Consider the following 21688-nt stretch of genomic DNA (forward strand, 5'->3'; position numbering starts at 1 on the left):
CCATGTTTCGAATAGCATGTTTCTTTTTGTTCGGATGGTTTCCGTATGTTGTAGTGGCGAATTCGGAAAGAGAGATTGAAGTAGATGTAGTTTGGCATGAACGGCAGGGCCAAGAACAGCGTATAGTATGGAAACCATACCGAGGAGATAACTGGTTGGACTCCGTGACGGTTCATCGATCGAAAAACTATCTGTCCTCTGCGGCGATAAGCACTTTGAAAAACGGATTAAAACTGGTGTTTTGGAGCGAAGACGCGTTGGGGAAAACTGAGCTTTGGTATTCCGCTCAAGTCAGTCTTATGGCTAGGAGTGAGTGGACTGAGCCTCAAAAAGTCTATGAGGCCTGTCGAGAGTGTTTAGCGTCTGCCGCGGTAGTAGATTTGGACGGTGTCCTGTGGCTTTTTTGGACTGACAACTCACAGGGACATGATGATGTGTTCCTACGTCGTTTTGATTCAGGGGTATGGTTGGACGTTGAAAAAGTGAATGGTAGTAACGACGTGCCGGACATCAAGCCAGTCGCCAACCTTAATAGATTTGGTCAAGTAAGGGTTGATTGGGTTGCCTACAGTTTGCTCGAACAAAGATACACAGAAGCGTTCAAACTGTATGGAGAAAAACGTAATGATGATGTGGCTGAAAAAATTGTTGCCGATTTATCATCAGAAGAAATACCTTTTCCGAACTTTCTGCCTTACAATTCGTCACCAAGAATTCATGTACCTGTCAATCGTTTTGAACAAACCATATTGACCGAACAATAACTTAGGCTAATTCGCCCTAACTTATATGCTGTTTTATCGCACAATTAAATTTTCTAGAGTTGTACCTCAACCCATAGCGGGTCTACTTGCTACCCTGTTTATAAGCCTATCAACCATAGCTACTTTGGGTGCCCAGGAGCTGCCGACCTCTGAACGGTCGGTGGTGGTCTTATTCGGAGACAGCATTTCAGTTGGTTTTAATGCCGACTTTCGAGATAAAGATGCAAAAGGGAGCACAGATCGAGGGTGCCCAACGCTCTACTTGACCAATCTTCTATTGAACCAAGGAGATCGAGAGGCGATTGAGCCTTGCTCAACAACGCTTTATGATTCTCCTATTTTTGATGCAAATCAACGCGTCAGGAATGCCATCGTGGTCAATTGGGGCGAAGGTGGTACGTCCACCGAACGCGGCTTAGAACGCATCGAATCTCACTTAAACCGTTCGCGAAATGACTACGAAGGCAATCGGTACATAGCGTTGATCATGTATGGAACCAATGACCGAAATGCAAATTTAAGCAGTACCACAACCGGATTTAATGTCAGAGATATGATAATTAAAGCCAAACAAAGAGGTTTTACGCCCGTCGTCGCTAATTTAACACCAAGAGACGATCAAAATGTGGTCCCGTACAATACGGAAATAGAAAGCCGAACAAAGGCTGAGAATACGGCTTTCGTAAATCTATACGACCGTTTTGTTAATCACTCTGGTGGTTTTGAAGAGTTGATTGACCAAGAAAATGCGTCGATAACAAATGAGGTTATCCGTTTACACCCTAATGACAATGGCTATTTGATTATCGCTGAGACGTGGTTTGATGAGCAACTCAAAGGACTTATTCCCACAGTGGCGATTGCGGCCGATAATAGGATTATTCTTACCCCGGTTATGTCGCTTCTTTTAGATGAATAGTTAGGATTGCCACCGCGGGCTTAATATAAGGAGAGAGAGTATGAAGATTTCGCTGCTATTAACTGGGAATGAATTAATGAGCGGCGACACCGTTGATTCCAATTCAGCCTACATCGCACAGTCCTTAAAGGACTTGGGGCAGGTTCCCTATATTAAGAAAGTTGTGGGTGATGACCTCACTTTACTTGTGGAATCGATTACTGAATTGAGCGCCGTTTCGGATGTTTTAGTAATTAATGGCGGATTGGGGCCAACCGTTGACGACTTAACTGCCCTTGCTTTGGCGAGAGCGACTTCTACTTCCCTCCAACAACACGTCGATGCCATTGCTCACTTGGAGAGATGGGCTAAGCCCAAAGGGTTTATGCTCACGGAATCTAACCTCAAACAGGCTGAGTTACCTGAAGGCTGTGAAATTATTGATAATCCGGTTGGATCGGCGGTCGGGTTTCGCTGCGATCACAATGGGTGTTTAGTGCTGTGCACACCGGGTGTTCCCAGTGAATTTAAACTTATGGTCGAACAGCAGATCTTGCCTCTTATCAAAGAGCATGGGCGTCTCACCGAAACTGGGCTGGTTACGCGTCTTCGATTGTTTGGCGTCACTGAGTCTGGATTACAAGACATTGTTAACGCCAAGTTCCCTGATTGGCCTGCTGAAGTTGATCTGGGTTTTCGAGTTCAGTTGCCCGTAATAGAGGTCAAGTTTACGTCCTTTGGGGACGACGCCAAAGCGCTGAATTTGCAGTGGGCGCAAAGGTTTTCTGATCTGTTCAGTGATTTCGTAATAGGTGAAGACGACACTCGTTTAAGTCAATCGCTCAATCGGGCGCTTGAGAGTCAAGGAAAGAGTATTGTGACTGCTGAATCGTGTACAGGCGGAGCGATTGCGGCTGGTATTACAAGTGAAGCGGGTGCTTCTTCGGTGTTTCATGGTGGGTTTGTTACTTATTCCAATGAAATGAAAACGTCGGCGTTGGGCGTAAATCCTGATACGCTAGAAAAGTATGGGGCGGTTAGTAAAGAAACTGTAATCGAAATGGCAGAGGGTGCTCTCGCGGTATCAGAGGCGGATTTGGCGGTCGCCATTTCAGGTATCGCGGGCCCAACTGGAGGATCTGAATCCAAGAAGGTGGGCACAGTATGGATAGCGTGGGGCTGTACAGGGAAAATACGGGCACGGCGCTTTTTTCTACCTATTGGTCGATTTGCCTTTCAACGAACGGCGACAGCAATGGCGATGGATCTTGTACGACGTGAACTCTTAGGTCTTGATACCACTGTGGATTATTTTAGTGAACTAAAGAGAAGGCATTAGCAGAGGCTGTTAGCGAAGCTCAACATGCTTTTGCAGAGTGTATTCAGGTCGCTTTCATTAATGATGTACGGAGGCATTATATAAACCAGATGACCAAATGGTCGAATCCATACTCCTTCATCCTTAAAAAACGCCTGCGCAGTCTCGACGTTCACTGTGTCGTTCATTTCTAATACACCGATGGCTCCTAAAACACGGACATCCTTGACGGAATTTATTCGTGTTGCTGGTTCAAGAGTCGAAGACATTTGTTGTTGAATGTTTTGTATTTTTAATTCCCAATCGGATTCTAAAAGTAGGCGTAGGCTGGCCAAAGCTACGGCGCACGCGAGAGGGTTGCCCATGAACGTAGGGCCATGCATAAAGACCCCTCCATTTTTAGATATTCCTGTGGCGACTTTACTGGTCGCTAAGGTGGCTGCCAAGGACATGTACCCACCCGTTAGCGCTTTACCAATGCAGAGAATGTCAGGTTCAATGCTTGCCCATTCGCAGGCGAACAGCTTGCCTGTTCGTCCAAATCCGGTCGCTATTTCATCGGCTATTAATAAAATATCATGTTCGTCACACAACTCTCTGACACGAGTAAGGTAGTCTGGGTGATAGAACCACATGCCCCCAGCGCCTTGAACGACAGGCTCTAGGATTATCGCCGCCAAAACGTCCTTGTTCTCTTTGATTTGGTTTTCTAAATCCGTCGTCGACGAAGGCGAGAACTTGGAACCAAACACGCAGCTTGGTCGATCGGTAAATACTTGTTGAGTTACAGCGTCAGAAAACAGGTGATGCATGCCGGTTGATGGGTCACAGACTGACATAGCGGCAAAGGTATCTCCATGATATCCACCTCGCGGTGAGAGTATCTTGTTTTTATTTCCTTTGCCTTGTGCTTGCCAATACTGTATTGCCATCTTCATGGCAACTTCCACACTTATCGAGCCTGAATCCGCTAGAAACACGTGGTTTAAGTTCGGTGCGCTAATGTCAATTAACAGTTTGCACAGTTCGGTTGCCGGTCTGTGCGTTAGGCCTCCGAACATGACGTGCGAAACTGAGTCTATCTGGTCCTTAGCGGCTTGATTTAAAATCGGGTTATTGTATCCATGAATCGCACACCACCAAGAAGCCATACCGTCTATCAAACTCTCGCCGCCAGCAAGCTGAATTCTGACCCCTTGAGCACTTTCCACCAAATAAGTTGTCAACGGGGTGGTTGCTGATGTGTATGGGTGCCAAATATGGCGACGGTCAAACGCCAATAATTCGTCTGCTTTAGTGTTCAAAGGACCTTACCTATGCCCGAAGGGAAGTTTAGAAAAAGAGAAGCTTAATGATAAATAGAACAATAACAACATTTAATGTGATCTTTATTGGACCGATTCCGCTACTTACTTGAACATTGGCGGCAATCCAACCGCCGATCCACGTTCCAATACCCAGAGCAATGCCGTATTTCCAAACGAGTTCAAGTTCGGATGCAAAAACGCACAGTGCTACAACTGTGTAGCACATGACGATGAAAACCTTGTGCGCGTTAGTAGTGATTAGGTCAAACTGCATTACCCGATTCAACGCAGGCATTAGTAAAAAGCCGACTCCTATGTGAATGAAGCCTCCCCAAAAACCGATTAGTAGCATTAACGCATGGCCAGCGATCAAGCGGTTCTTACTTGGTGGCTGATTTTGCTCAATTGCCTTGGGCTGAGGAAGCGCCATAATGATCAAAACAATGACCATTATGATGGCAAGTAATGAGTTGAATTGATCGCTTGGAACATGGGATGCAAGAGAGGCGCCAATTAATGTTCCGGGAATAGTGCAGGCACCCAGTGAGAGACTTAATTTAAAGTTCGATATTCCTTTTCGGTAAAACGCCCAAACAGCCGATATATTTTGTGGAAGGATGGCTATTCTGTTAGTTCCATTTGCAACTGTGCCGGGAACACCTAAAAATATCATGATGGGGACCGACAGCATAGACCCGCCACCCGCCATGACATTTAGGAACCCGGTCGCAATGCCGGTCACTGTTAATAGTATCAATTCAAGCATCGCGGCATTGTAACGAATCGGTTAGATTGCTGCGCGTCTTTGTTTTCAAAATTCGTTATAATTTGGGAATGAAACTTAACTATCAAACCTATTTCGATAATGTGTCAGAGTCGGATGCTGCTTTATCGCCCGTCATTATTATCCCGGGCCTGTTTGGTTCAATTGCTAATTGGCGCGGTTTCGCTGACAAGTTATCAAAACACGTAAAAGTGGTTGTGGTCGATCAGAGAAATCACGGCAAGTCACCTCATGCTCCTGAAAACTCCTATTTTGATCTGGCGAGTGATATTGTGGAGTTACTTGATGATCTGAATATTGAAAAAGCAAGCATTTGTGGTCACAGCATGGGTGGTAAGACTGCCATGGTGTTGGCGCTTGTTGCCCCACAGAGAGTGGACCGCTTATTGGTATTAGATATAGCTCCGGTTTCCTATACTCACAGTCATGCTCCGATTTTAGAAGGCCTGTCCAATGTGGATCTAAAAAATAGCAAGTCTCGCTCTGACGTTGAACGACAACTCAGTTCTGCAGTGCCAGATAAAAGTACCCGGATGTTTATCATGCTGAGTCTAGGGGGCAAAATTGGAAGTTATTTTTGGCGACTTAATGTTCCTGCACTGCAAAAAAACTTGCCATTGATAGGTGGTTTCCCAATTAATTTGCTCGCTGATCGAAAGTACCTATCAAAGTGTGTTTTTATTAAAGGTGACCTCTCAAACTACGTAGATTCAGAGTATTATGATGCTATTAGAGGGTTCTTTCCTAGTGCCGAAATCCAGAAAGTGTCTGGTGCAGGCCATTGGTTGCACGTGGACGAACCTGCCGCGGTTCTTGACCTATGTTTGGGTTTTTTACAAAAAGAGTAAATAGATGACAGATTCCAGCAATGAGATTGATCAAGATCAGGTCAACTACACCATGATGGATAAAAAAAGAAAATACGCGTTGTTGATCGAAGCGCATTCGCAAGACCTATACAAGTACGCGTTATGGCTTTGTAAAGATAAAGTGATGGCAGAAGACGTCATGCAAGAAGCATTTTTGCGCGCATGGAAATCGTTAGACAGTCTGCGCGAGGCCAAAGCGGCTAAAGGGTGGCTATTTACAATTTTTCGGCGGGAACACGCTCGCCAGTTTGAGCGTAAGCAATTTGACTATAAAGACGTAGAACAAATGGACACCATTGCCGATGCGCATATGGGGTACGACGATCGGCCTGAGGCGTTTGCATTGCGTAACGCGTTGGTCAAGTTGCCACAGGAATATCGAGAGCCTTTGGAAATGCAAGTATTAGGTGGATTTTCATGCAACGAAATAGCCTCCATCCTCGATATCAGCTCAAGCGCGGTTATGACGAGATTATTTAGAGCACGCAAGAAAATGCGTCAAATTTTAGGGCACGAATCGATGCCTCAACTGGGAGTGGTTGGCGACTAAATTTTATGGTTTGGCCGCTAGATTTTGAATTGATTAACATTAGAAGATGTACGTAAAATGAATTGCCTAGATTTTAAAAGATTGGCGTTGTCTGACCCTGACAGTGTTGAGCCGAGCTTTGTATTGCACAGCAAGGACTGTCCAGATTGCCTCAAATACGTAAGTGGGGTCCGTAAAATGGACTCCGACTTGTCTAGCAGTGTCGATGTGAAGATGCCAGAAAGCCTCATGGCTCGTCTTGAGCTAAACCAAATATTACAAGAAGAGGCTGATCAGAACAGCTCAGATAGTTCCCTTCGTCGCTATGCTATTGCAGCGAGTTTCGCAGCAGTGTTGTTTATTTCGGGTTTCATGGTTAGCAATTATTATGGTCCTAGCAACACAATAGGGCAGGACTATGAAGCCCTATTGTCTGGCGTTTTGGAGCATATGAACGAACAGCCGCTCACACCTGTATGGGACTCAGCGCGAGCGAATGAATCGGTAAACGCTCATCTTGCTAATTACGATGGTGAGATGAAGATGAAATTTTTAGAGAATTTGCAATTCGCCAGAATTTGCCCCATGGGTAAATATCGTGGTTTGCATGCCAGCTTAGAAACCCCTAATGGGCAAGTCACTTTTGCCTACATTAAAGGTGATAATGTCGACGATTTAGTTGATGCATCCTACGAAGGTTATGTAACTCGAATCAAGCCATTGCGAGGGGGTAATTTGGTGATTGTTAGTCGCACTAATAGTGCTCTACAGGTAGCAGACAGCCAGCTAGAGAAGGCAATCTATTGGGATATTTAGTAGCAGATCATCAATAGCTACTAATAACGCTTTTGTCGGCCGCTGAATTAGTGTCGACAGCCACAAAAAGCATTTTTTGTTTTTATGCGTAAAACCCTCGTGTAAGTAGTATCGCGTTACACGAGGGCCATTTATGACGCGCATCACAGTCAGTTGCGTCATGCCATGATAGTTAACTAAATTATGACTCTAAATGTGAGTCATCTAGCCAACCAGCTAACTCTTTGTCTTCCTTATAACGCTCAAGCTTTCGCCGTGCTAAAAGTCTGCGTTTATCGCTTTTTTTGCTCGAACTCCGTTTATACGACGCAAAAAAGTCGTCATCGGACATCTCTTTAATATTCCCGCTTATGTCATGTTTGTTAGGGTGAGAGGATTTAGAGCTGTTCTTACGCATTTGTTTCACGACTCCATTAATATGTTGGTCACAGTAGGTTAATAATTTAGTAGACAAGTGTTAACTTGGTCTTCATTATTGTCCTGTAGCCTTGTTCTGTAAAAAGAAATATTTTGATCGTGACGATTAATATCTTTGCTGGAACCAGTTAGCCGTCGTCATTCCCAGTAGAAATCTGAGTTAAATGGATATCACTACTTTAAAGACATTTTTAGAAGTAGCCAGAATGAAGCACTTTGGTCGTGCTGCCGATAACTTGTGTGTTACACAATCTGCGGTGAGTGCGCGAGTTAAAGCACTCGAAGAAAGCTTGGGAACCACGCTTTTAGTTCGTGAACGAAGTAATATTCATCTCAGTGCAGATGGGCAGGCACTTTTGTCTTACGCTGAGACTATCGTGACCAGCTGGGAAGCTGCAAATCAACATTTAAAAATGTCTCAGGGAATAGAAACTCAGATATCCGTAGCAGGGCTGCCTGGAATCTGGGACATGGTTTTACAGCGATGGCTATCGTCTATTATGCGGAAATTCCCGGAAGTAGCGATTTCTGCTGAGGTGATGTCCGAATCCACGTCTTTAGACCGGCTTACAAATCGGAGTTTGGATTTGGCTTTTGTCTACGATGCACCTAGAGGAAAATACTTAAGCAGCGTTGAATTTGCTGAGTTGCCCTTGGTGTTGGTCAGCTCAAGACATGATCAAAGCGTTGAGCAAGCGATGAGTGAGCGTTATGTGTTTGTAGATTGGGGTTCTAATTTTGCCGTGCAGCATGCTAAATTTTTTCCCGAAGTTCCATTTGCCAGATTGCAGACAACCCAAGGTCGCGTTGCGTATGAGCAAATAAAATCTGATGGCGGGGCGGCCTATTTAGCCAAGCCTATGGTTAATAAGTCAATCAAGAACAAAGAGTTGTATCTCGTTAAGAATGCACCGACTTTTATCCGAGCAGCGTATGCGGTGTATCATCAACGGACAGATAAAACAAAGCTAATACAAGAGCTTGTAGGGTTATAATTAACCTTGTTTGTAATTCTCGCCTTTCACTTGAAAGTCACTATTGGCGGTTTTTCTATCTCATTGCTTTGGCGTTAATCCTCACCGAGGATACGATCAATAGTTTGGGTTTCATAAGAGTGGTAAATCCCTTCTATTAAATGACGCTTCTGACGTGCCATCAAGCCCCTATCTCTCAGTCATGATTACCTGTAGATGTAATATTGCGTGTGTGCGTTGCGTCAGACTCTAAATCCTTGAGTCTTGTTTTATCAGCATCCTCTTGATCGAAAAGTCGAGATATATTGCGATAGAACCGCAAAAATAATAAATGATGTAGTTTGCAGATGAAATTTCTTGGTAATTCTTATCCTAATCCCTTGAACTCATTGATTGTATCCCCATAATCCACGCATCCACATTTGCCACTATTTAACGACATTTAGATTCGAATAAACACAGTGATGAACGACGCAGAAAATAAAGATGAAATAATCGATTCAGCTCAAGCAGAAGCTGAAACTTCCACAGAGTCGAACTCTGAGAGCTCAATCGATGTTGAGAACGAAAATATCGACGTAGAGGTCGATGAGCTAACTGAGCTTGAATTGGCTCAACATGAGATAGCCAAACTAAAAGACGCATTTCTTCGAGCGAAGGCTGAAGAGGATAATGTTCGACGTCGTGCAGAAAAGGAAGTTGCAAACTCTAGAAAGTTTGCAGTTGAGGGTTTTGCCAAAGAGATGCTAAACGTCTATGACAGTCTTAAGCTGGCAACTAACAATGAACCAGCTGAAGACGCTGATGAAACGGTTAAAAGTATTTATGAGGGCTCTAAGATTACGCTGAGTCAACTAAATTCTGCGTTCGCTAAATACTCACTTAAAGAAATTGCTCCTGAAGTTGGCTCTAAATTAGATCCAAACATACACCAAGCGATGAGCATGGTTGAGTCTGAAGACATAGATCCAGGTTGCATTATCACGGCTATTCAGTCTGGGTTTGAGCTGCACGATCGTCTTTTGCGTCCCGCGATGGTGATTGTTGCAAAGTAGTTAAGTGGTCGTACTAAAAATGCAGAAGCGAGCGTTTTTCGCTCACTTCTATCGAATTGAGTCACAAATGTAAATTTATACGAAAATGTGGCTTTGAAAAGTTGAAATACAAACATATAGCCCTAGTTAAAGGGCAGTTAAGTTTTTTATTTGAGGTAAAACAACAATGAGCAAAATTATTGGAATTGACTTGGGTACAACCAACTCCTGTGTCGCTGTAATGGACGGCGACAAACCTCGCGTCATTGAAAACAGTGAAGGCGATCGCACAACACCGTCTTACGTTGCTTTTGTAGAAGATGGCGAAGTTTTGGTTGGTCAACCTGCTAAGCGTCAATCTGTTACTAATCCAACAAACACGCTTTACGCAGTTAAACGTTTGATAGGACGTAAGTTTGATGAAGAGGTGGTGCAACGTGACGTTGATTTAATGCCATATCAAATCGTCAAAGCCAAAAACGGAGACGCATGGGTCGAAGTTAACGGCAAGCAAATGGCGGCGCCGGAAGTGTCTGCCCGCGTTTTGCAAAAAATGAAAACCACCGCTGAAGAATTTCTTGGAGAAGAGGTGACGGAAGCGGTTGTTACTGTTCCAGCCTATTTTAACGATGCTCAACGTCAAGCGACTAAAGACGCAGGTAAGATTGCTGGTCTTGAAGTGAAGCGTATTATCAACGAGCCAACTGCCGCTGCTCTCGCTTATGGCATGGATCAGAAGTTGGGCGATCGTAAAATTGCGGTATACGACTTAGGTGGTGGAACATTCGATGTTTCCATTATTGAAATCGCTGAAATAGAAGGTGATCACACATTTGAGGTTCTATCCACTAATGGCGATACATTCCTAGGCGGGGAAGATTTTGATAACCGAATCATTGACTATTTGGCGGACCAGTTTCAACAAGATCAGAATATAGACCTTAAGGGCGACCCGCTGGCTATGCAGCGTCTAAAAGAAGCTGCTGAGAAGGCAAAAATCGAGTTGTCTTCCAGTTCACAAACTGAAATTAACTTGCCTTATATTACGGCGGACGCAACTGGACCGAAACACTTAGTGTTGAAGCTCTCTAGGGCGAAGTTGGAATCACTGGTGGAAGACTTGGTTAAGCGTACGATTGAGCCTTGCCGAGTAGCTCTTAAAGACGCTGGCTTGTCAGGCAGTGAAATCGATGACGTGATTTTAGTGGGCGGCCAAACTCGGATGCCGAAGGTTCAAGAAGAAGTTGAAAGCTTTTTTGGAAAAGAGGCACGTCGTGATGTAAATCCTGATGAAGCTGTGGCGATGGGTGCTGCAATTCAAGGTGGTGTTTTAGGCGGCGATGTCAAAGATGTATTGTTATTAGACGTTACACCATTAACGTTGGGCATCGAGACAATGGGGGGCGTACGCACTCCATTGATTGATAAAAATACGACCATCCCAACTAAGGAAAGCCAAACTTTCTCAACGGCAGAAGACAACCAAAACGCAGTAACCATTCATGTTCTACAAGGTGAGCGTGAAATGGCGGCTGGTAATAAATCGTTAGGTCGATTTGATTTGACGGATATTCCGCCGGCAGCTCGAGGTGTTCCTCAAATTGAGGTTACCTTTGACATCGATGCCAACGGAATCATGCACGTCTCTGCTAAAGATAAAGCTACCGGAAAGGAAAATAAAATTGTTATTAAGTCCAGTTCTGGCTTAAGTGATGAAGAGATCGAAGCGATGGTCGCTGATGCGGAAGCTCATGCAGAAGAAGATGCTAAGGCTAAGGCTTTAGTAGAAGCTAAGAATCAAGCTGAAGCAATGGTTATTGGTGTGAAAAAGAGTATGGAAGAGGCCGGAGACAACCTCGATGCTACTGAGAAAACCAACATTGAAGCCGCTATCGCCGAAGTTGAGGAAGTTGCCAAGGGTGATGATGCCGAAGCAATTTCAGCTAAAGTTGAGACGTTAATGCAAGCTAGTCATAAACTCGCAGAGCAAATGTACGGACAGGCAGGTGGTGCTGAAGGCGCAGCCGATATGGGTGGTGCTGAGCAAGCTGCTCAAGACGATAACGTAGTCGATGCTGAATTCGAAGAAGTTAAAGACGACGACAACGCAAAATCGTAAACGTTTCATTTAACTAGCAAGCCACATAAAAAGCCTGCGCTTGTAAGAGTGCAGGCTTTTTAGCGAAAGAGGTACTAAAATGGCAAAACGTGATTATTATGAAGTCCTGGGCGTTGATAGGTCTGTAAGTGAAGCGGATTTAAAGAAATCATATCGACGGTTGGCGATGAAATACCATCCAGATAGAAATCCAGACAGCGCCGACGCCGAAGTAAAGTTTAAAGAGGCTAAAGAAGCCTACGAAGTTCTTGCTGACGCTGAAAAGCGAGCTACGTATGATCAGTTTGGACACGCGGCCTTTGAAGGCGGTAGTGCCGGTCGTGGTGGAGCAGGAGGATTTGGTGGTGGAGCCGGAGCTGGAGGCTTTGGCGATATTTTTGGAGATATGTTTGGCGACATTTTTGGTGGTGGTGCTGCCTCCGGCGGTGGCCGTCAACGTCAACGTAGAGGCGCTGACCTTAGGTATAATCTTGAACTGACTCTCGAGGAAGCGGTGCAAGGCACAGAAGTAAACATTACTGTGCCGAGAATGTCGACCTGTTCGACCTGTTCTGGTTCTGGGTCTAAGCCTGGTAGTTCTCCTTCACAATGTGGGACGTGTCATGGGCAGGGCCAAGTTCGTATTCAGCAAGGTTTCTTTTCCGTTCAGCAAGCGTGCCCACAGTGTCATGGCAGCGGCACAATTGTTACAGACCCTTGTGGTGATTGTAATGGCCAAGGTCGTATAAAGGAAAACAAAAAGTTATCCGTTAAGATTCCGGCGGGAGTTGACGAAGGTGATCAGATTCGTCTATCTGGCGAAGGCGAGAGCGCGGGTAGCGGCGGAGTGAATGGCGATCTGTATGTTTCTGTTTCTCTTCGCGAGCACCCTATCTTTACACGTGAGGGGGTCGATTTGCATTGCAATGTACCTATCAGTTATTCGACCCTCGCGTTGGGTGGAGAGTTGGAAGTACCAACTCTAGAAGGGCGAGCAAAATTGAAGATCCCGGCCGGCACACAATCAGGCAAAATGTTTCGTTTGCGTGGAAAGGGGGTTAAGAATGTCCGCAATGCAGGCTTTGTTGGCGACTTGTACTGCGAAGTGAACGTTGAGACGCCAATAAACTTAACTAAACGACAGAAAGAATTGCTTCAGGAACTCGATGAGACCATCAAAGAGGGTGGCAGTAAGCACAACCCTGAAAACAGTTCTTGGTCTGATAAAATCAAGTCATTTTTTGATGACTTGGTGACCTGATGTAACGTCTTAGTCCAATATTGGAAAGTTCAAGGTTAGAAAACGCATTGACGAGTTCAATGCGTTTTTTTTATGTGGTGTGCTAGCCGAATACAGAAAGTTCGGCTGGCATGCAAGAAACGGCTGACGGTGGTAACAATTAGGTGACGGTGCTGATTGAATCAGCCTCATTGAAACTTTCAACTATTAATGACGTAAGGTATTTGTGTAAAGGCGAGTTTTTGGTTCTCACATGCTGTACCAGCGACAGAGCGTCGATTTTTAAATTAATAATGTCTTCCAATGGCTTATAAGTGAAATTTTCAGCCACGATCGAAGAGTCCATGAGCCTATCTGAAGCAATCATGAGCATGTCGGTCTTGCGTAATGTTTCCAAACACACCATCAAATTCGTAGTGAGAAAGGGGACATTAGACAGGATTCCAAATGACGCAAATAGCTTTTGCACTTCTTCGCGCGTGGTTTCGAAATTTGGAAAGTAAACGGCCATATGCTGATACTTGCGTCGCTGTTCAAGTGTTATGTGTTCCACGCTGGCTAACGGGTGGTCTTTACGCATGTACAGAACGGGCTTGATGTTCATTAACTTGTGAGTAACAAAGTCTGGGCTGAATTTGTTTTTGGCGACGATAGCAAAGTCTAGATTTCCACTTCTGAGTCTGTCTTCCCATTTATCATCAATATTTTGGCTTATTAGCATGACTTTAGGTGCCTGCTGTCGCACTTTATCAATAAATATTGGCATGCCTACGCTCGCCGAGGTTCCTAACGTAGCAAGTGAAATCGTTGCGGCAGTGTTCGCTGGGTCAAACTCTTGACTGGTGACCATTAACTCAGTCAATTGGTTCAAAATATGATTGACGGGTTTCTCTAACTCGAGGGTTTTTGGCGTGGGGGTTAGGCCATGAGAGGATCGCACGAATAGCTCATCTTCAAGTAATATTCTGAGTCGATTCAGTGTTTTACTCATTGCTGGTTGAGTCACAAATAATCGTTCAGCGGCTCTTGTTACATTTTTTTCTTGCATCAAAACTTGATACGCGACAAGTAAATTAAGGTCTACACGAGATAAGGGGTCCTGCATGGCGGTTCAAATCCTACGAAATTAAACATCTCATAATTGTAAGTTATGGCGAAGCTAAAATAAATTAAATTTGATTATAAGGGCCGCAGATCCGTCTATTTATTCGAATCCCTTAGGCGAGAAAGAGCGTAAATTGATTGAATAACCAATGAAGATTGGCGCCATGGTAGGAAGTGTCCCTCATTCTCAAGTTCGATCAGTTTTATGCTGGCGAAGTGAGGGGACCATTCAGCTAACGCGTAGGCCGGGTTTTTAGGAGACACTAACCTGTCCTTTTGGCCCTGCATAATGATTACATTGGACGTGCTTTTGCTCTTTTTAATACGTGTGTCCAATTGTTTCAATTGCTTTTTTAGGGCCATTATTTCTCTATTGGAATATTTCATGCTTTTGCCAATTAAGTTGGCTATGACCCAAGTACTAGCGGCGTAGTTGTACCACCGAGGAGAGCCTAGAGACGGTTTTAATGACCCAGCCAACAGCAACATTGATTGCACTCTGGATGAATAATCTAGCGCCACCTGTGGGGCCAGGGAGGCACCTAGTGAGTGCCCCACCAAGGTCCATTTTTTAGTGGGGTATTGTTCTAATACTGCGCCAATCGCGCGTGATTGTTTCGAGAAATCTCCGTTAATCTCCTTGCCGGCTAATGTTGATTTTCCCCAACCCAAACGATCAACAGACACCAAAAAAAAGTCCTGTTGCAGTTGGGTGCTTTCCAGATAAGACCTAAAGGCTCCCCAACCACCTGGCGTTCCGTGAATAAAAAGTATTCCAGGTTTTGCACTATCTCCGGATTTCGCATAGTGGATTGTATGTTCGCCTGAGCGCACGGAGCTAAAGCTCAGTGAGGTGTTATTGTCATGGTTGCGCTGGGGTGTTTGTGATAAACCATTTCCGAAGGTGGCTAGCGAGCCCATTGAAGCCATGAACAGTATCAGCTTCACATAAATAGGACGGCAGGTAAAAACGGAGATTGTCATCTTGATATCTCAGTCATTAATAGAGGATTGATAAACACATCATTAAGTTTGACCTGCCAATAGACTCTCGACTTGTCTGAAGACGCGCTCTGGGATTGTCTTCCTTTGATGGTTATTTTTTCGGGAACCTTTCCTATGACCGCGCCAGCAGTCACTCCATTGCCTAACTCTACCGCCAAATCCGATAATCCATGCACTAGGCTGTAGATTCCTCTGCCGTGATCGATTACGACTACGGCGATGCCGTTTTCTGATACATGGAGTTTGCATACAATGCCTGATTGAGGTGCCTTTATCAGTGATCTCGGTGCGCTATCAATGTAAGTGTGGTTTTGGGTGGCGGTTTCAGCATTGCCTGCGTTCGGGTACAGGCTACCAAACTCATCGCTCCAATCCCCTTCAATAGGCAGTGTCAGCGGCAGTATTGGAGGTTGAGAGTTTGAAAAACCTAAATCTGATAATTCATCGAACTCTTTAAGCTGCATCGGTTTATCAGAGCTCGTGCTTTTGAATAAGTAACTTTTGTGGTTAACCTGAAACTTTTCGAATCGAGCTGTTTTATCTTCACCATTGGGTCGTATGTAAACCAAGTAATCACCAGGCAGTCTTTGAAGATCAATTCCAATTAATATTTTCCACTTCGTGCCTGAATCGAGGATGGCGGGTTCTATCAAGCCATATCTGACGGTTGGAAGATCACTAGACTCTTTAAGAATGGATATTTCGGCGATCCCTCCAGGGTGATTGTATCTATCTTCTTTAGCGTGAACATTGATGTGGACTAATTGAACAATTAGCCAAACAGAAGCAACAACGGCCTTTGGGTTCACGCTTAACGGACCTTTTGGACGGTTGAGTCATCAATGTTCGTCACGCTGCAACTTAAGGTGGCATCTACTGTCTGCACAGTAACCTGATCTCCAGCTTTGACCTGATCTTGTGATCTAATAATGTTGTGTTGTTTGTCTCGCGTAATGCTAAAGCCCCGCTCTAAGGTGGCAAGAGGGCTGACTAAATTAAGTTGTCCGCCAATCGCATTTAGCTTGTCAGCGGTCGATATTCGTAGGTGTTGGTTTGCGCGAAGTAGCCTACTGCTGCTTTGGTTAAGCTCACGTTGTTTTTGTTCAATTAAACGTTGTGGTTGGTTTGCCGCCAGTGTTCTAGCCATGGTTTCAATTGACGTGTGCTGCCACTTTAACCCTTGTTGGGCTGCTCGGTGTAGGCGTTTCCCTGTCACCTCAAGCGCGTCCATTTTTTGTCTGAGCGTCGTTTTGGGATGCTTTAGCTGTTTGCTTAGCATGTCCACGTTCTGCGCTAGTTGCTCAAGTCCGCGTTTTTGAGCGTTTGGTAGACGAAACTGTAAACTCTTGAGTTGGGAGAAAAGCTGATCGGTGTCGGGACTGATTAGCTCGGCGGCCGCGGTCGGCGTAGGAGCGCGCATATCCGCAACTAAATCGGCAATTGTTACGTCAACCTCATGGCCGACACCACTCACTAGCGGAATTGAGCAATCAAAGATCATTCTGGCTAGCCCTTCGTGATTAAAGCACCATAGATCTTCTAGTGATCCTCCTCCACGAGTTAGAATCAGAACGTCACATTGTTTATGTTGGCTCGCGTCTCTTAACGCACTCATTATGGATTCAGCGGCTGTCTCACCTTGTACTACCGCAGGGTAGACGGTCACAGGAATGCCTGGGCAACGTCTAGCCAGTGCGCTCAACACGTCTCTGACTGCAGCCCCTGAGGGGGAGGTAATAACGCCGATGTGTTTTGGAAACTTAGGGATCGGCCTTTTGTATTTTTGTTCGAATAAGCCTTGTCGATGTAATTCGGCCTTGAGCTCTTCGAACCTCTTTTGAAGAAGCCCGACTCCAGCTTCTTCAATGTGTTGCACAATACATTGAAGGTCACCTCGCGCGGTGTAAACAGATATCTTTGCTCTTACGCGAACTAGGTCTCCAGCTTTGGGCTTGTAGCGGTTGATCGACGCGCGGCCTTTGAACATAGCGCACCTCAACTGAGATCGCGCATCCTTTAGGCTGAAGTATAAGTGTCCAGATGCTGGTGTGCTCAGAGACGAGAGTTCACCTTCGATCCATATTTCTGGGTAGCTTGTTTCCATCAGTCGGCGCATTTCATCCGTCAGTTCGCTTACTTGATAGACCGTGCTGTTTTGACTCATTGAGACTTAAGACTTGATGGCTGAATTTGTTTCTTAATTTTATAGTAACTTAACGGATAACTGTGAAGAGGATCCAAAAAAAACACTCTTTTTTGACGAAAGCTGAAATCAATTGTGGGCATCTAACTACAGGTTCGTTATAATCGCCCGCGGTGACGGCTAGTCTCCACAGTGGCGATAGGTTATGAACTCGGTCAGGCCCGGAAGGGAGCAGCCGTAGTAGCTGATTCGGGTGCTGTGATCAGGTTAGCCGTCATCATCTATATATTGTTAAGTGCTCACATTGTGCTTACACTTTTTTCGCAGTCTTCCAGCCTATTATTTGTCAAATATAGCTATATAGAACATGCTCATATCTTTTAAAGATCGTTTATACTCCTTTTCCTAAGCGATCGAAAACACACTAAAGTTACATGGCATATCTTGCACTGGCCCGAAAGTGGCGACCTAAAGCGTTCTCCGAAGTTGTCGGACAACAGCATGTGGTGCAAGCCTTATCGAATGCTCTCGACTCTGGTCGAGTTCATCATGCTTTTTTGTTTACAGGGACTCGTGGTGTCGGAAAAACCACGCTGGCTAGAATTTTTGCTAAGTCATTAAATTGTGAACAAGGAACCAGCGCAGAACCATGTCAGCAGTGTGGAACTTGTCAATCGATTGATGAGGGACGTTTTGTTGACCTTATCGAAGTAGACGCCGCATCTCGAACAAAGGTCGACGACACTCGGGAACTGCTAGAAAATGTACAGTACGCACCAACGTCGGGGAAATTTAAGGTCTATTTGATCGATGAAGTTCATATGTTGTCAGGACACAGTTTTAACGCATTGTTAAAAACTCTCGAAGAGCCTCCTGAGCACGTGAAATTCTTGTTTGCAACAACCGATCCTCAAAAGTTGCCTGTTACCGTGTTATCACGCTGTTTACAGTTTAATCTGCGCGCAATGCGGCCAGAGCAAGTTGAAAACCAGATGGTTAAGATTTTGGGGTATGAAAAGGTAGAATTTGATTCCTCTGCAATTCAGGCGCTAGCCAAAGCCTCAGATGGCAGTATGAGAGATGGGTTGAGTCTTCTCGATCAAGCGATAGCGCAAGGTGGTGGTGAGGTAAGAGCGAATGATGTGCACGGAATGCTGGGTACCATCAAAGCTGAGCATACTCAGGATATTATTGCCGCGTTGTTGTCCAATGACGTGGATAAAGCGCTAAATGTCGTCGGTGATATGGCAGACAGCGCGGTTGATTTTACCGTGGCGCTCGATGAAGTAATGATGCAGTTGTACTATCTGTCATTGGCTCAAGTGTCGCCCAGCTCCTTGTCAGCGAACGAGTTAGACAGTAATAAGATTCTTGAGTTGGCGAAGGGTGTCAATCCAGAAACACTGCAGTTATTCTATCAAATAGGGTTGATTAGCAAACGGGACATAGCGCTAGCACCAAGTTTGAGAGTCGGGTTCGAAATGGCATTGTTAAGAATGTTTGCCTTTGAGCCGGCCGATAGCCAGCCTTCAAATGTGCCCTTGCCAGAAACTCTTTCGAGTTTGAATGAAGGAAATCATGGCAACGTTAACAGCGATGTGGCTGAAAAAAAAACAGTAGAGAACACTGAAAAGGCGAAAAGTAGCCGAGATGACGCGGATATGAACTCAGGCCGCATGGCTGATTATAGCGAGTTATCCCAACCGAAAAATAACACAGAATCCGTGTTGTTAAGCTCTTCAAATGTGGCCCAAGAGACACACGCGGCATCGCAAGCAGAGCAAAAAGCGGTTCAAGTGGAAAGTCTAAGAGACCCCGCCCCTGGTTTCGTTGCGCCGCAGCAGAAACCACGCAACGACGAACAGCCAGCGGTTTCAGCTGAGAGTCGACGTCCTCCGCCATGGCAAGAACAAAATAGTGATTTAAGTACGTCGGGAATACAGCCACCTGAACAATCGCATTCTCTTTCTATAACAGAGAATATGAACGAGACCGAATCCAGCGCCGTGGTGCCAACTCCAACGCCCGACGTAGAGGTTGGCGATAGAGTGAGTGATACTGTCGATCGGTTTTCGAATGCAGGCGCCTCGGATCATGCACACAGTTTGATTGCGGTGACGTTGGCCGGCAACAACGAATGGGGAGAGTTGGTAGAGCAAACCTCGTTAGTTGGCATGGCCAAAGAGCTTGCAATGAACTGTGCGGCAGATCGAATGAGTGACGAGCGAATTGACTTGTGTTTAGATCCTAAGCTTCAGCATTTGTATTCAGATACTCGATTTCAAGAAATTCAAAATGCCATAAAAAGCGCAGTTAACGAGCAAATTTCGGTTCAGCTCGATGTGGACAACAGTAATCGAGAAACTCCCGCTGAGTGTCTTACTCGTTTAGGGTATGAACACGAAGAGCAGGTGCGCGATGCAATGCATAATGATCCCGGTGTTCAAAGCATTATGACTGAGTTCAAAGCCACGATAAAAGAAAATTCAATAAAGCCTTTGAGTTCATAATGGTGAACTTTAGGGTAAATGTTAAGAACGTTTTAATAGGTATAGAATCATGATGAAAGGCGGTTTAGGCAATTTAATGAAGCAGGCTCAGGCCATGCAAGAGAATATGCAACAAGCTCAAGAGGAGCTTGCCAATATAGAGGTCACGGGAGAAGCTGGTGGTGGAATGGTGTCCTTAGTAATGACCTGCCGGCACGATGTCAAAAGCGTTAAAATTGATCCAGAACTGCTTGGAGACGTTGACGATAAGGAAATATTGGAAGATTTGGTTGCTGCTGCGATGAACGATGCGGTTAGAAAAGTTGAGAAAACATCTCAGGAAAAAATGTCAGGCCTGACAGGCGGCTTGAACATTCCTGGCATGAAGATGCCATTTTAGTTGTTTTAGCCTTATTGCATGTCAACTTCCGCCGCGATAGAGAGTTTAAAGCAAGCGCTTAGGGCGCTTCCTGGTGTGGGCCCCAAAAATGCACAGCGCATGGCCTTTCACTTGATGGAACGAAATCGAGAAGCGGCTAGAGACATTGCCGATGCGCTTAATCATGCCCTCGTGACTGTTCGAAGTTGCAATCGTTGCAATACTTTTTGTGAGGGTGAATTGTGCGACATTTGCGCATCGCCCAAACGGAATCAGTCACTATTGTGCGTGGTAGAAACTCCGGCAGACTTAGAGGCTATTGAGCAGGTTGGTGCCTATCAAGGGCTCTATTTCGTGTTAATGGGCAGGCTCTCGCCGTTGGAGGGAGTTGGGCCGGAAAAATTGGGGTTTAAGAAGTTAAATAAACTCGTTGCAGACAATGACATAGTCGAAGTGGTTATTGCGACCAATATAACAGCAGAGGGTGATGCTACCGCCGACTACGCGCAACAGATGCTGTCGCCTTATAATATTACCGTGACGCGTTTGGCTAGAGGCGTTCCGGTTGGTGGCGAACTCGAATACATGGACCAACGAACCTTGGCTGCTGCATTTAAAGATCGACGGAGTGCAGAATAATAGTGATGGAATAAAAAGCCGCTACTCGTAGGTCTGACGAATAGCGGCAGGGTCCGGATAAGCTTCCATGCAAATCCTAACAAAGCCGACTCCTTGTTATCTGGCCTAACGAGGTGGTAGCTCGTTAGGTGTACGGGTATTTTCACATCCAGGTGAGGCCTTGTTATGAGTATCTTATGAAACTCTTCGTCGTCGCGCTTCACCCGTTCGGGTGAATTGGTGGATTATTACGGCAATTACCCACCTAGATTCTTAATTACTTACCAAGGATAAGAACTCGGTTCTGGTTGATTGATTGCTTCTGAATATTCCCAACATTGACGAAGTCTTCATCACTGAGTTTTGTTTTTGAACGCCTCTCATCATCATGCACATGTGTTTTGCTTCAATAATGACGCCAACACCCTCTGCACCGGTGACTTCGCGCACAGTTTCGGCAATTTCGGTGGTTAACTGCTCTTGAATTTGCATGCGTCTGGCGTACATATCCACGATACGTGCAATCTTTGAAAGTCCCAGAACTTTACCATTAGGGATATAGGCAACATGCGCCTTTCCAATAAACGGCAGTAAATGATGTTCGCACATGGAATAGAGTTCAATGTCTTTGACAATGACCATTTCCCTAGAGTCAGAGGGGAACAGTGCGTTATTAATCACGTCATCTAAACTTTGGCCGTAGCCTTGAGTTAAAAAAGACATCGCTTTAGCAGCACGTTTTGGTGTGTCAACTAAGCCTGGGCGTTCTAAATCTTCCCCACAGGCTTGGATAATTTTTTTGTATGCTTCTTCCATTTTAAAACTCGTATTCATAAAAAGTGGATATCCGGATTATGCAGGAAAATGTTTGTGAGTTGTGCGATTTGTCTTTCCCTTAAGGT

21 protein-coding genes and 1 other RNA gene are annotated in these 21688 nt (G+C 45.1%); 14 read left to right on the forward strand and 8 right to left on the reverse strand.

The window, feature by feature from the left end:
• The first annotated feature begins 2 nt into the window (after nt 1-2).
• The 3 genes from ABWW54_RS05020 to ABWW54_RS05030 are packed head-to-tail and all read left to right on the forward strand — an operon-like array spanning nt 3 to nt 3001.
• A complete protein-coding gene (locus tag ABWW54_RS05020) occupies nt 3-764 on the forward strand; it encodes a hypothetical protein (protein WP_353410789.1) in 762 nt (253 codons plus the stop codon).
• Nucleotides 765-789: 25 nt separating this feature from the next.
• Nucleotides 790-1683 carry an SGNH/GDSL hydrolase family protein gene (locus ABWW54_RS05025; protein ID WP_353410791.1) on the forward strand — a complete coding sequence of 298 codons (894 nt, stop codon included), beginning with the start codon at nt 790-792 and terminating at the stop codon, nt 1681-1683.
• A 40-nt stretch (nt 1684-1723) separates the two neighbouring features.
• Nucleotides 1724-3001: a CinA family nicotinamide mononucleotide deamidase-related protein gene (locus tag ABWW54_RS05030; RefSeq protein ID WP_353410793.1), complete on the forward strand. Its 1278-nt coding sequence runs from the start codon at nt 1724-1726 to the stop codon at nt 2999-3001.
• Here ABWW54_RS05030 and bioA read toward each other — a convergent pair.
• Nucleotides 2998-4284 carry an adenosylmethionine--8-amino-7-oxononanoate transaminase gene (bioA, locus tag ABWW54_RS05035; protein ID WP_353410795.1) on the reverse strand — a complete coding sequence of 429 codons (1287 nt, stop codon included), beginning with the start codon at nt 4282-4284 and terminating at the stop codon, nt 2998-3000. The two genes, ABWW54_RS05030 and bioA, sit on opposite strands and share 4 nt — an antisense overlap.
• A gap of 28 nt (nt 4285-4312) precedes the next feature.
• Nucleotides 4313-5053, reverse strand: a complete 741-nt coding sequence (locus ABWW54_RS05040; RefSeq protein ID WP_353410796.1) for a sulfite exporter TauE/SafE family protein — start codon at nt 5051-5053, stop codon at nt 4313-4315.
• 68 nt (nt 5054-5121) lie between these two features.
• Here ABWW54_RS05040 and ABWW54_RS05045 point away from each other — a divergent pair, with 68 nt between their 5' ends.
• From ABWW54_RS05045 to ABWW54_RS05055, 3 genes are read left to right on the forward strand one after another with little or no spacing between them, the layout of a single operon-like run.
• Nucleotides 5122-5919 (forward strand): alpha/beta fold hydrolase, encoded by a 798-nt coding sequence (locus ABWW54_RS05045; RefSeq protein WP_353410798.1) that lies wholly within the window; start codon nt 5122-5124, stop codon nt 5917-5919.
• A 4-nt stretch (nt 5920-5923) separates the two neighbouring features.
• Entirely contained in the window at nt 5924-6490 is a 567-nt protein-coding gene (locus ABWW54_RS05050) for a sigma-70 family RNA polymerase sigma factor (RefSeq protein ID WP_353410800.1), read from the forward strand.
• Nucleotides 6491-6547: 57 nt separating this feature from the next.
• Nucleotides 6548-7285 carry a DUF3379 family protein gene (locus tag ABWW54_RS05055; RefSeq protein ID WP_353410802.1) on the forward strand — a complete coding sequence of 246 codons (738 nt, stop codon included), beginning with the start codon at nt 6548-6550 and terminating at the stop codon, nt 7283-7285.
• Between the two features lie 181 nt (nt 7286-7466).
• Here ABWW54_RS05055 and ABWW54_RS05060 read toward each other — a convergent pair whose 3' ends face one another.
• Nucleotides 7467-7682, reverse strand: a complete 216-nt coding sequence (locus ABWW54_RS05060) for a PA3496 family putative envelope integrity protein (protein WP_353410804.1) — start codon at nt 7680-7682, stop codon at nt 7467-7469.
• 184 nt (nt 7683-7866) lie between these two features.
• Between ABWW54_RS05060 and ABWW54_RS05065 the strand changes: the two genes are divergently transcribed.
• From ABWW54_RS05065 to dnaJ, 4 genes are all read left to right on the forward strand, one after another.
• Nucleotides 7867-8697, forward strand: a complete 831-nt coding sequence (locus tag ABWW54_RS05065; protein ID WP_353410806.1) for a LysR family transcriptional regulator — start codon at nt 7867-7869, stop codon at nt 8695-8697.
• 443 nt (nt 8698-9140) lie between these two features.
• Complete coding sequence (gene grpE / locus ABWW54_RS05070; protein ID WP_353410808.1) at nt 9141-9731, forward strand: nucleotide exchange factor GrpE; 591 nt, start codon at nt 9141-9143, stop codon at nt 9729-9731.
• Nucleotides 9732-9897: 166 nt separating this feature from the next.
• A complete protein-coding gene (gene dnaK, locus ABWW54_RS05075; RefSeq protein WP_353410810.1) occupies nt 9898-11829 on the forward strand; it encodes a molecular chaperone DnaK in 1932 nt (643 codons plus the stop codon).
• A gap of 79 nt (nt 11830-11908) precedes the next feature.
• Nucleotides 11909-13069, forward strand: a complete 1161-nt coding sequence (gene dnaJ, locus ABWW54_RS05080) for a molecular chaperone DnaJ (RefSeq protein WP_353410812.1) — start codon at nt 11909-11911, stop codon at nt 13067-13069.
• A 139-nt stretch (nt 13070-13208) separates the two neighbouring features.
• On the opposite strand, the gene ABWW54_RS05085 is transcribed toward dnaJ, so the two are convergent.
• The 4 genes from ABWW54_RS05085 to xseA form a co-directional block, all read right to left on the reverse strand.
• Nucleotides 13209-14153 (reverse strand): LysR family transcriptional regulator, encoded by a 945-nt coding sequence (locus tag ABWW54_RS05085; protein WP_353410814.1) that lies wholly within the window; start codon nt 14151-14153, stop codon nt 13209-13211.
• Between the two features lie 95 nt (nt 14154-14248).
• Nucleotides 14249-15136: an alpha/beta fold hydrolase gene (locus ABWW54_RS05090; protein WP_353410816.1), complete on the reverse strand. Its 888-nt coding sequence runs from the start codon at nt 15134-15136 to the stop codon at nt 14249-14251.
• Nucleotides 15133-15966 (reverse strand): peptidoglycan DD-metalloendopeptidase family protein, encoded by an 834-nt coding sequence (locus ABWW54_RS05095; protein ID WP_353410818.1) that lies wholly within the window; start codon nt 15964-15966, stop codon nt 15133-15135. Before ABWW54_RS05095 ends, ABWW54_RS05090 begins: the two co-directional genes overlap by 4 nt.
• Nucleotides 15967-15968: 2 nt before the next feature.
• Complete coding sequence (xseA, locus tag ABWW54_RS05100; RefSeq protein WP_353410820.1) at nt 15969-17321, reverse strand: exodeoxyribonuclease VII large subunit; 1353 nt, start codon at nt 17319-17321, stop codon at nt 15969-15971.
• A 158-nt stretch (nt 17322-17479) separates the two neighbouring features.
• Here xseA and ffs point away from each other — a divergent pair.
• The 4 genes from ffs (at nt 17480) to recR (ending at nt 20807) form a co-directional block, all read left to right on the forward strand.
• An RNA gene (gene ffs, locus ABWW54_RS05105) (signal recognition particle sRNA small type) lies at nt 17480-17575 on the forward strand.
• A gap of 159 nt (nt 17576-17734) precedes the next feature.
• Complete coding sequence (gene dnaX / locus ABWW54_RS05110; protein WP_353410822.1) at nt 17735-19810, forward strand: DNA polymerase III subunit gamma/tau; 2076 nt, start codon at nt 17735-17737, stop codon at nt 19808-19810.
• A gap of 49 nt (nt 19811-19859) precedes the next feature.
• Nucleotides 19860-20189, forward strand: coding sequence for a YbaB/EbfC family nucleoid-associated protein (locus ABWW54_RS05115; RefSeq protein WP_353410824.1), 330 nt, complete (start codon nt 19860-19862; stop codon nt 20187-20189).
• An 18-nt stretch (nt 20190-20207) separates the two neighbouring features.
• Complete coding sequence (gene recR, locus ABWW54_RS05120; RefSeq protein WP_353410826.1) at nt 20208-20807, forward strand: recombination mediator RecR; 600 nt, start codon at nt 20208-20210, stop codon at nt 20805-20807.
• A 252-nt stretch (nt 20808-21059) separates the two neighbouring features.
• Here recR and folE read toward each other — a convergent pair whose 3' ends face one another.
• Nucleotides 21060-21602: a GTP cyclohydrolase I FolE gene (folE, locus tag ABWW54_RS05125; protein WP_353410828.1), complete on the reverse strand. Its 543-nt coding sequence runs from the start codon at nt 21600-21602 to the stop codon at nt 21060-21062.
• Nucleotides 21603-21688: the final 86 nt, after the last annotated feature.

It is taken from the genome of Arenicella sp. 4NH20-0111 (assembly GCF_040366405.1).
Classification (GTDB): domain Bacteria; phylum Pseudomonadota; class Gammaproteobacteria; order Arenicellales; family Arenicellaceae; genus Arenicella.

Coding starts and splice junctions, on each gene's coding strand:
- ABWW54_RS05020 (WP_353410789.1), top strand. CDS start 3: ATGTTTCGAATAGCATGTTTCTTTTTGTTCGGATGGTTTCCGTATGTT.
- ABWW54_RS05025 (WP_353410791.1), top strand. CDS start 790: ATGCTGTTTTATCGCACAATTAAATTTTCTAGAGTTGTACCTCAACCC.
- ABWW54_RS05030 (WP_353410793.1), top strand. CDS start 1,724: ATGAAGATTTCGCTGCTATTAACTGGGAATGAATTAATGAGCGGCGAC.
- ABWW54_RS05040 (WP_353410796.1), bottom strand. CDS start 5,053: ATGCTTGAATTGATACTATTAACAGTGACCGGCATTGCGACCGGGTTC.
- ABWW54_RS05045 (WP_353410798.1), top strand. CDS start 5,122: ATGAAACTTAACTATCAAACCTATTTCGATAATGTGTCAGAGTCGGAT.
- ABWW54_RS05050 (WP_353410800.1), top strand. CDS start 5,924: ATGACAGATTCCAGCAATGAGATTGATCAAGATCAGGTCAACTACACC.
- ABWW54_RS05055 (WP_353410802.1), top strand. CDS start 6,548: ATGAATTGCCTAGATTTTAAAAGATTGGCGTTGTCTGACCCTGACAGT.
- ABWW54_RS05060 (WP_353410804.1), bottom strand. CDS start 7,682: ATGCGTAAGAACAGCTCTAAATCCTCTCACCCTAACAAACATGACATA.
- ABWW54_RS05065 (WP_353410806.1), top strand. CDS start 7,867: ATGGATATCACTACTTTAAAGACATTTTTAGAAGTAGCCAGAATGAAG.
- grpE (WP_353410808.1), top strand. CDS start 9,141: ATGAACGACGCAGAAAATAAAGATGAAATAATCGATTCAGCTCAAGCA.
- dnaK (WP_353410810.1), top strand. CDS start 9,898: ATGAGCAAAATTATTGGAATTGACTTGGGTACAACCAACTCCTGTGTC.
- dnaJ (WP_353410812.1), top strand. CDS start 11,909: ATGGCAAAACGTGATTATTATGAAGTCCTGGGCGTTGATAGGTCTGTA.
- ABWW54_RS05085 (WP_353410814.1), bottom strand. CDS start 14,153: ATGCAGGACCCCTTATCTCGTGTAGACCTTAATTTACTTGTCGCGTAT.
- ABWW54_RS05090 (WP_353410816.1), bottom strand. CDS start 15,136: ATGACAATCTCCGTTTTTACCTGCCGTCCTATTTATGTGAAGCTGATA.
- xseA (WP_353410820.1), bottom strand. CDS start 17,321: ATGAGTCAAAACAGCACGGTCTATCAAGTAAGCGAACTGACGGATGAA.
- dnaX (WP_353410822.1), top strand. CDS start 17,735: ATGGCATATCTTGCACTGGCCCGAAAGTGGCGACCTAAAGCGTTCTCC.
- ABWW54_RS05115 (WP_353410824.1), top strand. CDS start 19,860: ATGATGAAAGGCGGTTTAGGCAATTTAATGAAGCAGGCTCAGGCCATG.
- recR (WP_353410826.1), top strand. CDS start 20,208: ATGTCAACTTCCGCCGCGATAGAGAGTTTAAAGCAAGCGCTTAGGGCG.
- folE (WP_353410828.1), bottom strand. CDS start 21,602: ATGGAAGAAGCATACAAAAAAATTATCCAAGCCTGTGGGGAAGATTTA.